A 12,863-nucleotide genomic window follows, 5' to 3' on the forward strand; every position below is an offset into this window, starting at 1 on the left:
TAAGAGATGTCAACTATGCTCTAACTTGTTTCGATTGGGCTTGTAGTGCCTGACGAATATGGGCATCAAAATCACTGACATAATGGAAATAGTGATGCTGGGCGTTTTCACTCATAATAAATTTCTCTGCTTGTTGGCACATTGCGGTCAAATCATCAGCGAGTTGATGGTAATTTAAATTATCCGCGCCGGCACGCTCAATCAATTTTATCTCATGTATGAGCGTTTGCTGCTGCGCCTCATTAACCCTAGCATAATTCAAGTCAATCATTGCCTGACATAGCGCCTTTAATACCATCAAATCTGCTGCCGCATAACGCCGTATCTCACCAAGTGAGCTATCAATAAAATCTGATATTTTAGGGATACGGGTAACAACGGCAAGGATGGCTGACGGCTGATGGCTGATAGTATCTGATGTATCTGTCTCATCTAACGGTTTATAAAAATGATACGGCGTCGGCGGCTGACAGCGCATCATAATGCTCAGACAACTGGTCAGCGATTGAACACAGTTAACCGCTGTTTTTGGGTCATTGATACCTGGTGACAATGCGCGTACGGCAATTTCAGTCATTTGCCCTAAGCTATAAGCAATATCATTAGATTGCGTCAAGCGCTGTTCAAGACGTATACAACCAGCAAAACGTTGCCAAAATAGCCCATCAGGCGAACGTGGCACAAGCGCCAAATGCGGCGTTTTTGTTTTTTGTAGGTTAGTTGGATGGTCTGCCGGACGCTGATAAAAATAGCCAATCACATTTTTATCGGTGACAAAGTGACCGAGACTGCTATTTATTTCTACCACGCCGCCATAATCTTGCGATAGGGTAATGAGCGATTCAAAATAAATCTGCTGCAAATAGCCCGAGTACGGTGGATAAATAGGCGTCGCAGACCAGTGATGAAATTGTTCGATATCATGATGCTCGATATTACGTTGGTGCTCGATATCGCAGCGGTCACTGTACCAATAATGAATGTTTTTAATTGCCTCATTGCTGGCACCTTCAATCACATGCGATGCCTGAATGGCATGTACCATATGCTGTACAAAATAGACCAGTAGAAGGGCACAAATAATCGCCATAATAATGGCAAAGGTCACCGACAATTGCGGCACACCAAAACCAACATCGTATTTATGAATGGCTTTTAACACCAGCAAGCTATAGCTAAATGTACCGATGAACGCGCCCAAAACGAACTGATTGGGCGTATCAGTCAAAAAGTTACGGAGTAATCGGGGTCCAAATTGTGAAGATGCCATTGATAATACTGCAATGGTAATCGAGAAAGTCGTGCCTGCCACGCCAAGTACCGCACCAGCAATAGTGGTCATAATAGCGCGCGCGGCGTCATCATCGCCAGTGAAGGCAAAGGTAATCTCTCTGACCATGTCGCGATCAAAATGCTCATCGATCGTTACAAGGATAGGAGCGAGCAAGATGCCTACCAGCACACAGGCAGTCGGTATAAACCAGTAAGAGCCAATCAGCTGTTGCCACAAATTCGTTAGGCGATCGGGTAAATTGGTAAGCGTTTTTAGCGACCATAACTGAAAAAACTGCCGCAGTCTTTTGAGACTTGACGTTGATAGACGGTTGAATAAGTTGTCTTCAGCATGTTTAGTCAACGTGAGGAGCTCCAAAAATGATCGTAGTATTTCTTTTATTACCAGCAGTTCTATAGAATCAGACTGCTGACAACAAAAGCTCTTAAAAACAAATTACCTGATTCACTGCAAATAATCCATTAAAAACAGGATAAAAAATAAGCTCCATTTGGAACTTGTTTTTTATAGAGAGGTCTTGTTATTTAAACACTCAAATCGATCTTGGGTTATCGGCTTCAGTAATAATATCGCGTTTAGCATTAGAAAAATTAGCGTTTATTTGATTTTTATCGTCAATGCTGTCTTGTGGAATAAGAATTTCACGATTGTGCTCGTCACGCTCTATGTCGCTATCCTTATCATAAGCGACTGGTTCAAACTTCGGCATGTCATCCTTACTATCTAGAGGCTCTTGTAATAAATGACTGGAGGTAGCTGCGCTAGATTTCCTAAAAAATTCATTTTTCTCTTTTTGAAGCTTTTCGTTTTTATGGTTAGTGGATTTGTCATCAGAGGTTTTCTTACGTGGTTCACTATGGGCAAAAATAGCACCGAGCGGCACATTCAATTGTGCTTTGGCATAGGCTTCGGTATTTTCAAAGCGATTAACCAATAAGCTAAGCCAAGGTTTTTGGTTTTCTAGGCTCATCTCATCAAGTTCATCTTTGATAGGCAATGGATAAGGCAGGGTACGATAAAAATCCCACAAGGTCATTTTGCTCAAATCTCTTTTGAGTACATAGTGCTCATCTTCTGTCATGGTAATCAAGTTGCTGTCTTGCAGATAATTGATATAGGTATACCATTTTGGCAGCTCTTTACGTCCGAGGACATTGCGTAGCGCTTGTTCGCTCACCGCTTCGCCTTTTAAGTGATGGGTATAAACAAGATTTAACATATCAAGCAAGCTTAAAAATGGATGGCGCGGATAAACCTCTTTCGTCTCAAATATCGTTAGGGTATAGCTGATCTCAACCCCTAATAAAATCAAATTCCATGACAGATATATCCATAATAAGAAAATCGGCAACGCAGCAAATGCGCCATAGATCGCTTCATAACTGGTAAAGTTCGCCATCACTGTACCAAATAGATGTTTCATCAGCTCAAAGACAATTGCTACAAAGACACCTGCAATCGCAGCATTTTTTGCTGGTACTCGCGCTTTTGGAATAAACCAATACATACTGATAAAACCAGCGATCGTAACTGCAATCGATACTATCTGTACCCAAAACGACCAATCAATACCATAGCCGCCAATTTGTCTATTTAACAAACTCAGGCTTTGGACAGCACTTGAGGCGATGAATGCCGTACCCAATACTAAGGGTCCCAACGTGACGATGGTCCAATAGCGCAACATACTTCTCATGCCGCCAGAACGATCTTCTACGCGCCATATTTGGTTGAAAGCGCGCTCAATGGTGGTCAAAGTCATGATGGTAGTAAAAAGTAAGAACATCGCCCCAATGATGGTGAGGTTTGATGATTTTTCAGCAAAGTTATTGATATATTTACTGACTTGCAAGCTCGATTGTGGCAGCAAGTTGCTATAAATGACTTCATAAATCTGCGCCCTAACTGAAGCAAGTGCTGGCACTGAAGACAAAATCATCAGCAGTACGGTTAATATGGGCACAATCGACAACAAAGTCGTATAGGTTAATGATGCAGCTTTTTGCTGACAGTTATCCTCAAAAAAGTGCCGCGTCAAAAAACGTAGGAACTGAAACCAACGTTGGTGTAAAAAAGGTATTTTTTTTAATAGATTTTCCATAACGACCATCTAACAAGGATAATAGAGTGCGGATAGTGTAACAAACATGCTCTGTCTGAATCTGCGCGTTAATTGTGTCAATATGCATTAGATTGTATTGAGTAGTTAAGTAAAGTACTGCAAATAATTTGCTTGGCTGCTAGGTTAAGTGTGCTGCCAAGTAGCAGGGTTTGTTTGCATGTCAGTGAATGACTCGGGCATAATGGGCATATATCTATATTACTGTTAACGATTTTATAAGGAAGTTTTGCTAATGAGTCAGACCGCCCCTTATGTTTTGGTACTCTATTATTCAAATTATGGTACGACTAAGACATTAGCCTATGCTATCGCTCAGGGTATCGAAGAGGCGGGCATGACCGTGCGCATCCGTACGGTACCAACAGTCGCGCCTGAAACCACGGCAAGCAAGCCTGCGATACCGGACGACGGCGATTTATATTGCACGATGGAAGATCTAAAAAATTGCAGCGGTCTGGCACTTGGTAGCCCCACCCATTTTGGTAATATGGCCGCGCCCATGAAGTATTTTTGGGACAATACCGTCACCATTTGGCTGGCAGGCAATCTACAGAACAAGCCAGCGTCAGTATTTACGGCAACAGGCTCTATGCATGGCGGTCAAGAGACGACCTTGCTGACGATGATGTTACCACTGTTGCATCATGGCATGATGATTGTGGGCGTGCCTTATGCTGAGCCTGCTTTAAACCGTACCATGCGTGGCGGTTCACCCTATGGTGCCAGTCATGTGAGTGGCGCCTCCCATGATCAGCCTGTATCTGCTGATGAGCGCGAGCTTGGCATCGCTCAAGGGCGTCGTTTAGCGATTACGGCATCTGCATTAGCGCAAGCTAACTGGAGCCGTTAATGCGCTCATCTATTACTGTTTGGCATGAACAATTAGGAAATACATACCTCTAATGGCTACTAACCTTTCTCATGATGACAGTCAACAGCAAATATCCGAAATAAGCAGTCAATCAACCCATCTGTTAAAACCGATTATGCCTGTTCGTCAGCGCCTGATGGTGACATGGCTGGTTTGGCTAACCTTTCGATTGCTTGCTTTGCCTCTTTTGATCAATATCTTTAATCCTAGTCACCCTGATATTATCGGCGGTATTGCATGGCAAGCGCTATGGTTAGTACCAGCATTTGTCTTAACACCATCGATACTACGCGGGCGCTCGCCTTATGCGCTATTAATAGACAGTATGTTTACTTTGGTATATTTAGGGGCAAGTGGGGTTGTATTGTTCACACGTGCTTATGGCAGTAGTTGGGCAGAAATCGCTGTTTATTTCATTGATTTCGTCCTACTATCTGCGATTAATATCTGGCTGTTTATCTTATTAAAGCGCCTACCTTCGATGAATAATGTGGTTAAACAGCCACGCTCATAAGTCATTGATATCTATTCCAATGCTATTTTTCTGTAGTGCTTAATAAAAAATTTACATTAAAAAATCGGCATGCTATTTAGCATGCCGATTTTTTAATGTTTTAAGCCGTAGAGTTGAGGCTCTTAGTTCACTTTAGACAATTCTAAATCCATCTTCTTACCATCATTAATCTGGCTTACTTTTACCGGTAAGTAATCTAAGCTTGGTGCCAACCAAAAACTGGTCGAACGGCTATTGTCATCATGGATACGGTCGACACGCACCGTATCAAAGGTACCAGCAGGGACCGTTATCTTGGTATTACCAGATTTTTTAAACGGCGTTTTTTCAATTTTATCGTGTTTTGCCATGTAGTAATTGCCAGAGAATTTACCATTTAACAAGTCTTGGCGAATTTGCACTTCAAGGCTCAAATCATCAAATGCTTGCTGCGCCATATTTAACGTGGTCGATTTGCCTCTATAATTACTCACGACTTTTTTACCACGGGGATTAAAATCGAGTTTATGCGTACGACCGATACCCAGTAGTTTATAAGTGGTACTGGCTTGGGTTGGAATAACCGCATTACCGTTGATAGTAAAGGTACTATGTTGCGCAGCACTTGCGATACCGGCAACCCGTGCATCGACATTATATTTCCACGTGTTGCCTGACTTATCTAAAGCACGAGTGGCGGTACCTTTATACTTGTCTTCAATCGTAAACGTATAATCGGCGCTCGACGGTTGAATGTCTTTTGCACTGGCAATCGTTGGTGCAGCCATACTTAAAGCGCTGATAGCCGCTATGCTCGCTCCAGTAGTCAACGCAGTTAAGAATTTAACCTTACCGTTATTCTTATCATTATAATCGGTTATGGATGGTTTTTTATTGGTAAATGAAAAACTCATGGACAGTCCTTAATAGATTGATATCACCTTAATAGATTGGTATCAAATAACTTATTTAAGTCAATTCGACCTTACTGTTAACTAATATTATATTTTCAATGCTTATAATGGTCATACTCTGTTACATTTTCAAGAGGGAGAACTTACGCTGACGTTTGGCTCTTGTAGTTGATGTTACTATCTTAAGTAATGCTTGGCCTATGAGTAACTTGCTGTAAATTTAGTAAGAATAGGCGTATAGAATACTGGTCTTTTCTACTGGATTATTACTCATTTAATGCCTTTATTGCATAGTACTCCCAGAGATTTAGTATTGCTTATCGACAAACACCCCTCTAATTAAGAAATTCTTGTAAATTTTTGGTCTTTACACTTGAAGCTACCTCGCTATGCCCCCACTTTTTGAAACAAGCTCAAGGCTTATCTTAATAAAAGCGTTTTTATAAGATGGCTTTTGAAGATAGGATGTTGAGACTAACAAACCAAATAAATTTTTAACTTAAACAACCAATTATTGGAGACATATTGATGAATATTCGTCCTTTACATGATCGTATTGTTGTCCGCCGCATAGAAGAAGAAACAAAAACGGCTGGTGGTATCTTGCTTCCTGGTTCAGCGCAAGAAAAGCCTTCACAAGGTGAAGTGCTAGCAACTGGTAACGGTCAGATTCGTGACAACGGTGAAACTCGCGCGTTAGATGTAAAAGCTGGCGACAAAGTCTTGTTCGGTCAATATGCTGGTCAAACCGTGAAAGTTGACGGCGAAGAACTACTTATCATGAAAGAATCTGATGTATTGGGTGTGCTAGAAGGCTAGTCCTTTTTGAGTATTGTTATACTCAGCGCATTTTGACAATATCATTGAAACATTTAATTGCATTCTCATACTTATAATAGTGGAGTAATTTAACATGGCAAAAGACGTAAAATTCGGCATTGATGCCCGTAAACAAATGATGGACGGCGTAAACGTTCTAGCAAACGCAGTACGAGTAACACTAGGCCCTAAAGGTCGTAACGTGGTTATCGATAAGTCGTTTGGCGCACCTACCATCACTAAAGATGGTGTATCAGTTGCCAAAGAAATCGAGCTTGAAAACAAATTTGAAAACATGGGCGCTCAATTGGTCCGTGAAGTCGCTAGCCGTACCAACGATGTTGCTGGTGATGGTACGACTACTGCAACGGTATTGGCTCAGTCAATCTTGCAAGAAGGCATGAAATCAGTTGCCGCTGGCATGAACCCAATGGATCTAAAACGCGGTATTGATAAAGCGGTACGTGCGGCTGTTGAGCAAATCCATTTGCTATCTACTCCAGCTGATGATTCAAAAGCGATTGCCCAAGTTGGTTCTATCTCTGCCAACTCAGACACCAAAATTGGTGAATTGATTGCGCAAGCGATGGAAAAAGTCGGTAAGCAAGGCGTTATCACGGTTGAAGAAGGTTCAAGCTTTGAAGATACCTTAGAAGTTGTCGAAGGTATGCAGTTTGACCGTGGTTATATCAGCCCGTACTTTGCGAACAAGCAAGACAGCTTAACTGCTGAATTTGAAAACCCATACATCTTGCTTGTTGATAAAAAAATCAGCAACATCCGTGAAATCGTGCCATTACTTGAGCAAGTCATGCAGCAAAGCAAACCATTGCTAATCATTGCTGAAGATGTAGAAAACGAAGCATTGGCTACCTTAGTTGTGAACAATATGCGTGGCGGTTTAAAAACTTGTGCAGTAAAAGCACCAGGTTTCGGCGATCGTCGTAAAGCTATGTTAGAAGATATCGCAACCTTAACTGGCGGTACGGTTATCTCTGAAGAGATTGGTCTGAGCCTTGAAACTGCGACCCTAGAGCAACTTGGTACCGCTAAGAAAGTGACTATCGGTAAAGAAAATACGGTAATCGTTGATGGCGCTGGTAACACTGCTGATATCGAAAATCGCGTTGAATCTATTAAACGTCAAGTTGAAGAATCAACGTCTGACTATGATAAAGAGAAGCTTCAAGAGCGTATGGCTAAGCTTGCTGGCGGCGTTGCCGTTATCAAAGTTGGCGCTGCGACTGAAACTGAAATGAAAGAGAAGAAAGACCGTGTTGATGATGCGCTACATGCGACTCGTGCAGCGGTTGAAGAAGGCGTTGTCCCTGGTGGTGGTGTTGCCCTAGTTCGTGCGATGAATGCATTGTCTGAGCTACGTGGCGATAACGATGACCAAAACGCTGGTATCAATATCTTACGTCGTGCAATGGAAGCTCCATTACGTCAAATCGTGACCAACTCTGGCGAAGAAGCCTCAGTTGTGGTTAACGAAGTGAAGAGCGGTAGCGGTAACTACGGTTACAACGCAGCTTCTGGCGAATACGGCGATATGCTAGAGATGGGTATCCTTGATCCAGCGAAAGTTGCTCGTTCAGCACTAGAAAACGCCGCTTCTGTAGCAGGCCTCATGCTTACTACTGAAGTCATGATTACTGATTTACCACAAGGTGATGACGGTATGGCTGGCATGGGCGGTGCTGGTGGAATGGGCGGTATGGGTGGAATGGGCGGCATGATGTAACTCTACTTCTGCTACAAAGCGATTTCTCTTTGTCAGACGCGCTCAATGTACGATGTGTACTATTTTCGCGCGTCTTCCTCGACAAATCGATTTTTGCTAGAAGTATGATTTTGTCATAACGTACTTGTTAAACCTAGTTCAAATAAAACCCCGATAGGCTGAGCTTATTGGGGTTTTTCATGTATATCATAAAAGCATTAAATATTACTGATTCGCCGCATCCCGTCTAAACACCCACGTCTTATCATCAGACGCATCATCGGCATAATAATAACCTGCCAAATCAAATTGCTTAAGCTGCTCAGCATTGGTCAGTTTATTATCCGCAGCATATTTCACCATCAGTCCACGTGCTTTTTTAGCATAGAAGCTAATCACTTTATATTGACCATTCTTTTCATCTTCAAATCTTGGCGTGATAATCTCCGCATTCAAAGCTTTTTTCTTTACCGCTTTAAAGTATTCATTAGAAGCAAGGTTAACCAAAACTTTGTCATCGCTATCAGCCATGCGCTTATTAATAATCTCAGTGATTTCTTCGCCCCAAAACTCGTATAAATTATCGCCACGCTCATTTTTCAGCTTGGTGCCCATCTCTAAGCGATACGGCTGAATAAAATCCAGTGGCTTTAGCACGCCATAAAGACCGGACAAGATACCCAAATGTTCATTGACGTAAATGGCGGTGTCTTTATCCATGTTATACATATCAAGTCCAGTATAAACATCGCCATCGAACAAATAACCAGCTGGTTTGGCATTGTCATCCGTAAACAGTTCGTTATCACTCCAAGCCCAATCTTGATTGCGTTTAGCATTTAGCTGCGACAAATCATCAGAGATACTCATAAGCTCTTGTAAGTCAATCGGCTCCTTCGACTTCAATATCTTCATCAGCGCCTGTGAATGTTCAATCAACTCAGGCTGACTATAGTAGCTGCTAATATCCATTGGGGCAGTATCTGTTTCATTCAAAGATTTGGCAGGAGAGAGTAAAAAATACATAATTATTCCTTATTATAGTGAAGTGATAAACACTCCATTAATGTTTCGAGCTTTCTCATTATACGATACCTACAGGTTTAACTTGACTTACGCGTGGCTGTTTTGTACTTTTAAGCCTCATCATGGACATATATCAACTATTATAGGCATTGTGATAACTCGTGTAAGCCAATAGCCTAAAGGCTTCAAGCTACTTAAGAATAAATAAAATTTTTTAATATAACAATAAAAGTTATGATAATGTTATAAATAGCTAACTTTTATTTTACTTGCGGGTCATCATTAGACAATGAAAGTTGGCAGACGATATATCTATAATAAAACGGCATGATGGCAAACGAGCTATCATTTATTAAATTGATAATCTTTGGTCTTAAGTGTTAAACAAACCCTGACCAAAGATTTTTTTGTCCCCTGTGCTTTTTAGAGGTGCGTTAGGGTATTAAAAGTAGTCATTAGACGTAAGGAGACAGTATGAAAATTGGTGTTATTAGTGCAGATAGCGCAAGTGAGAGTCGGGTGGCATTAACCCCAGACGCGGTAAAAAAGTTACGCAAACTTGGGTTTGAGGTTGTCATCCAGTCAGGTGCAGGTCAAGCGTCTTATTATGCGGATGAATTATATCAGGCTGCGGGTGCTGATATCGCCAATAGTAGCATTGACGTCGTCACACAGTCTCAGATTATCACTACCGTCAATGATTTGCCGACGTCAACGACTGCTAGTTTAACGTCTGGTCAAATCGTTATCGGCATGCTTGATCCCTATCGTAATACCCAACTGGATACTTATGCTGCTAAAGGGGCTACCGCCTTTGCCATGGAGCTATTGCCACGTACCTTATCACGCGCACAGAATATGGACGTCTTGTCTTCACAAGCCAACCTTGCCGGTTACAAAGCGGTGTTGCTCGCCGCCAATGAATATTCGCGTCCTTTCCCGATGTTTATGACCTCAGCCGGTACGGTGAAGCCTGCCAAAGTCGTTATTCTAGGTGTTGGGGTTGCGGGTTTACAAGCGATTGCGACGGCGAAGCGTTTAGGCGCTGTCGTTGAAGCCAGTGATTTACGTCCGACCGCTCGCGAGCAAGTGGAGTCATTAGGTGGTAAATGGCTTGATGTCCCGATGAGTGCGGAGGAGGCTGAGACAGCTAAATCTACAGGCGGCTATGCGTGGACGCCATCTGAGCAATATATCAAAGACCAAGCTGCTATTGTTGATAAAGCCTTGAGCAATGCTGACATCGTCATTACGACTGCACAGATTCCGGGTCGTCAAGCGCCGCGTTTGGTACACCAATCAACCATTGCTAAGATGAAAGCTGGTTCGGTACTGATCGATATGGCTGCTGGCACTGGTGGAAACGTTGAAGGCAGTGTCCCTGATAAAACGATTACGACGTCAAATGGCGTACGTATTGTCGGTGCAGCTAATATTCCCTCACAGTTGGCGGCGCAATCATCAGACTTATATGCCAATAACCTCGTTAATTTTATCACCACTTTAATTGCGCCTGCCGCTACAGATGACGCTACAGCAAACACAATGGCACTCAACTTAGACATGGAAGATGAGATTCAAGGCGCATTAGCGGTAACGCATGACAATCAAGTACGTCTTGCTAAACGCTAAGTGCTAAATGCTAAATTTCAGGTCTTGATAGTTTCATTATCGTACATTTGCCAGACACGAATAAATTTTAGGAGGATAAGATGATTGCCACTATTTTAGCGGCAGCGCCAGCCGGTGCGGCCATGAGTAGCACGCCATTCGTAGCGATTTTTACCGTATTTGTACTGGCTATCTTTGTCGGATACTACGTTGTTTGGGGTGTAACCCCTGCGCTGCATACGCCATTGATGGCCGTCACCAATGCTTTATCAAGTATTGTTATTGTCGGTGCAATGCTACAGACCGTCACTATTGATGGTTCGATATTTACGCCGACCAGTTTACTTGGGGCTTTTGCGGTATTTTTAGCCAGTATCAATATTTTTGGTGGTTTCGCCGTGACTGAGCGTATGCTGTCGATGTTTAAGCCAAAAGTGAAAAAAGCAGTAGTAACAACGGATACTGGGGGTGACGCATGAGTGACTTATCAAATATGATTGCGGCTAATGCGGACTGGTTTTATCTAGTCGGTGCCATTCTTTTTGTTTTGACGTTGCGTGGTTTATCTAGCCCAAAAACGGCTATTCGTGGTAATCGATTGGGTATGGTTGCCATGGCGATTGCCGTTGTAACAACGTTCTTCCTAGCAGAAGGTCCAGTGCTTTGGTTAATCATCGGTGCGATGGTATTGGGTGCTATCGTCGGTATGTGGAAAGCAAAGACGGTCGCCATGACCCAAATGCCAGAAACGGTGGCTTTGATGCATTCGTTTGTCGGTTTGGCAGCGGTGGCGATTGCATTAGCAACGGTACTGCATACTGAACAACAGCATGGCGCAGTTGCTCGTGTCGAACTATTTATCGGTTGTTTCATCGGTGCGATTACTTTCTCAGCATCTGTCTTTGCCTTTGGTAAATTGGCAGCTAAGAGCTGGGCTAAGACCTTAGTTGGTAGTTGGGTAAAACCAGTACAAGCGGCACTTTTCATTGCGATGATTGCGTTCGGTGGTGTGTACTTTGTCACTGATTCATTACCCGCCTTCTATGCGATGGCAGTGATTGCAGTGATTTTTGGTTGGATGTGGATTGCGCCAATTGGTGGTGGCGATATGCCAGTGGTCGTGTCGCTATTGAACTCATTTTCAGGGTGGGCAGCAGCGGGTATTGGTTTCACCCTTGGCAACTCGATGTTGATTATCGCAGGTTCTCTAGTCGGTTCATCAGGTGCGATTCTATCTTATATCATGTGTAAAGCTATGAATCGCTCATTACTCAACGTATTATTTGGGGGTATGGGTACATCAGCGGTCGCAGCTGGCGGCGATGATGGCGCGCCAAAGAATTACAAAGCAGGCTCAGCAGAAGATGCTGGCTTCCTTATGGCAAATGCCAGTAGTGTGGTGATTGTCCCAGGTTACGGTATGGCGCAAGGTCGTGCACAAAACGCTGTAAAAGAATTGTATGAGCTGTTAAAAGAAGAAGGCGTTAATGTTCGTTTTGCCATTCATCCAGTTGCCGGTCGTATGCCAGGACATATGAACGTCCTATTGGCAGAAGCGGATGTACCTTATGATGATATTTTAGAGATGGATGAGATTAACTCAGATTTTGCGAGTACGGATGTGGTATTAGTCATCGGTGCCAATGATGTTGTCAATCCTTCTGCGAAAGATGATCCGACATCGCCAATCTTTGGTATGCCAATTCTAGAAGTGACTAAAGCACAAACGGTGATGGTCATTAAGCGTTCGATGAGTACAGGTTATGCCGGTCTAGATAACAGCTTGTTCTATATGGACAAAACCATGATGATCTTTGGTGATGCCAAGAAAATGGTTGAAGAGATGGTACGTAGTATCAACGGCGCTGGTCATTAATCTTTAAGATAGGTTTTACACATCATTTTTTAAACAGAAGCTTTCACATAAAAAAGTCACTGAGGTGGCTTTTTTTGCGTTAGAGTATTGCCCATCTAAAGCTATCTACAATGT

At 42.7% G+C, this 12,863-nt stretch carries 11 protein-coding genes; 7 read left to right on the plus strand and 4 right to left on the minus strand.

Annotated elements, in window-relative coordinates:
- Positions 1 to 13: 13 nt before the first annotated feature.
- Both M0221_RS02825 and M0221_RS02830 read right to left on the minus strand, forming a co-directional pair.
- Positions 14 to 1,636, minus strand: coding sequence for a DUF2254 domain-containing protein (locus M0221_RS02825; RefSeq protein ID WP_227673026.1), 1,623 nt, complete (start codon positions 1,634 to 1,636; stop codon positions 14 to 16).
- A gap of 190 nt (positions 1,637 to 1,826) precedes the next feature.
- Positions 1,827 to 3,395: a YihY family inner membrane protein gene (locus M0221_RS02830; protein ID WP_483284284.1), complete on the minus strand. Its 1,569-nt coding sequence runs from the start codon at positions 3,393 to 3,395 to the stop codon at positions 1,827 to 1,829.
- 253 nt (positions 3,396 to 3,648) lie between these two features.
- On the opposite strand from M0221_RS02830, the gene wrbA reads away from it, so the two are divergent.
- Both wrbA and M0221_RS02840 read left to right on the plus strand, forming a co-directional pair.
- Entirely contained in the window at positions 3,649 to 4,266 is a 618-nt protein-coding gene (wrbA, locus tag M0221_RS02835; protein ID WP_201530678.1) for an NAD(P)H:quinone oxidoreductase, read from the plus strand.
- Between the two features lie 52 nt (positions 4,267 to 4,318).
- The gene (locus M0221_RS02840) at positions 4,319 to 4,801 is read left to right on the plus strand and encodes a hypothetical protein (RefSeq protein WP_483284285.1); all 483 of its coding nucleotides are present in this window, start codon (positions 4,319 to 4,321) and stop codon (positions 4,799 to 4,801) included.
- Between the two features lie 122 nt (positions 4,802 to 4,923).
- On the opposite strand, the gene M0221_RS02845 is transcribed toward M0221_RS02840, so the two are convergent.
- Positions 4,924 to 5,694, minus strand: coding sequence for a DUF3108 domain-containing protein (locus M0221_RS02845; protein ID WP_483284286.1), 771 nt, complete (start codon positions 5,692 to 5,694; stop codon positions 4,924 to 4,926).
- A gap of 525 nt (positions 5,695 to 6,219) precedes the next feature.
- Here M0221_RS02845 and M0221_RS02850 point away from each other — a divergent pair.
- Positions 6,220 to 6,513, plus strand: a complete 294-nt coding sequence (locus tag M0221_RS02850; RefSeq protein ID WP_025652227.1) for a co-chaperone GroES — start codon at positions 6,220 to 6,222, stop codon at positions 6,511 to 6,513.
- 94 nt (positions 6,514 to 6,607) lie between these two features.
- The gene (gene groL, locus M0221_RS02855; protein WP_483284287.1) at positions 6,608 to 8,257 is read left to right on the plus strand and encodes a chaperonin GroEL; all 1,650 of its coding nucleotides are present in this window, start codon (positions 6,608 to 6,610) and stop codon (positions 8,255 to 8,257) included.
- 204 nt (positions 8,258 to 8,461) lie between these two features.
- Here the strand turns inward: groL and yaaA are convergent, their stop codons facing one another.
- Positions 8,462 to 9,262: a peroxide stress protein YaaA gene (gene yaaA, locus M0221_RS02860; RefSeq protein ID WP_483284288.1), complete on the minus strand. Its 801-nt coding sequence runs from the start codon at positions 9,260 to 9,262 to the stop codon at positions 8,462 to 8,464.
- Between the two features lie 474 nt (positions 9,263 to 9,736).
- On the opposite strand from yaaA, the gene M0221_RS02865 reads away from it, so the two are divergent.
- The 3 genes from M0221_RS02865 to M0221_RS02875 all read left to right on the plus strand — a co-directional run bounded on the left by M0221_RS02865 (position 9,737) and on the right by M0221_RS02875 (position 12,749).
- Complete coding sequence (locus M0221_RS02865; RefSeq protein ID WP_483284289.1) at positions 9,737 to 10,894, plus strand: Re/Si-specific NAD(P)(+) transhydrogenase subunit alpha; 1,158 nt, start codon at positions 9,737 to 9,739, stop codon at positions 10,892 to 10,894.
- Positions 10,895 to 11,016: 122 nt separating this feature from the next.
- Entirely contained in the window at positions 11,017 to 11,352 is a 336-nt protein-coding gene (locus M0221_RS02870; RefSeq protein ID WP_198010341.1) for a proton-translocating transhydrogenase family protein, read from the plus strand.
- Positions 11,349 to 12,749, plus strand: a complete 1,401-nt coding sequence (locus M0221_RS02875; RefSeq protein ID WP_011512897.1) for an NAD(P)(+) transhydrogenase (Re/Si-specific) subunit beta — start codon at positions 11,349 to 11,351, stop codon at positions 12,747 to 12,749. Before M0221_RS02870 ends, M0221_RS02875 begins: the two co-directional genes overlap by 4 nt.
- The last annotated feature ends 114 nt before the right edge of the window (positions 12,750 to 12,863 follow it).

The organism is Psychrobacter sp. ANT206, from assembly GCF_056880555.1.

Excerpts from the sequence above, each read along its gene's own strand:
- M0221_RS02870 (WP_198010341.1), top strand. The coding sequence starts at position 11,017 with ATGAGTAGCACGCCATTCGTAGCGATTTTTACCGTATTTGTACTGGCT.
- M0221_RS02865 (WP_483284289.1), top strand. The coding sequence starts at position 9,737 with ATGAAAATTGGTGTTATTAGTGCAGATAGCGCAAGTGAGAGTCGGGTG.
- M0221_RS02840 (WP_483284285.1), top strand. The coding sequence starts at position 4,319 with ATGGCTACTAACCTTTCTCATGATGACAGTCAACAGCAAATATCCGAA.
- M0221_RS02830 (WP_483284284.1), bottom strand. The coding sequence starts at position 3,395 with ATGGAAAATCTATTAAAAAAAATACCTTTTTTACACCAACGTTGGTTT.
- wrbA (WP_201530678.1), top strand. The coding sequence starts at position 3,649 with ATGAGTCAGACCGCCCCTTATGTTTTGGTACTCTATTATTCAAATTAT.
- groL (WP_483284287.1), top strand. The coding sequence starts at position 6,608 with ATGGCAAAAGACGTAAAATTCGGCATTGATGCCCGTAAACAAATGATG.
- yaaA (WP_483284288.1), bottom strand. The coding sequence starts at position 9,262 with ATGTATTTTTTACTCTCTCCTGCCAAATCTTTGAATGAAACAGATACT.
- M0221_RS02875 (WP_011512897.1), top strand. The coding sequence starts at position 11,349 with ATGAGTGACTTATCAAATATGATTGCGGCTAATGCGGACTGGTTTTAT.
- M0221_RS02845 (WP_483284286.1), bottom strand. The coding sequence starts at position 5,694 with ATGAGTTTTTCATTTACCAATAAAAAACCATCCATAACCGATTATAAT.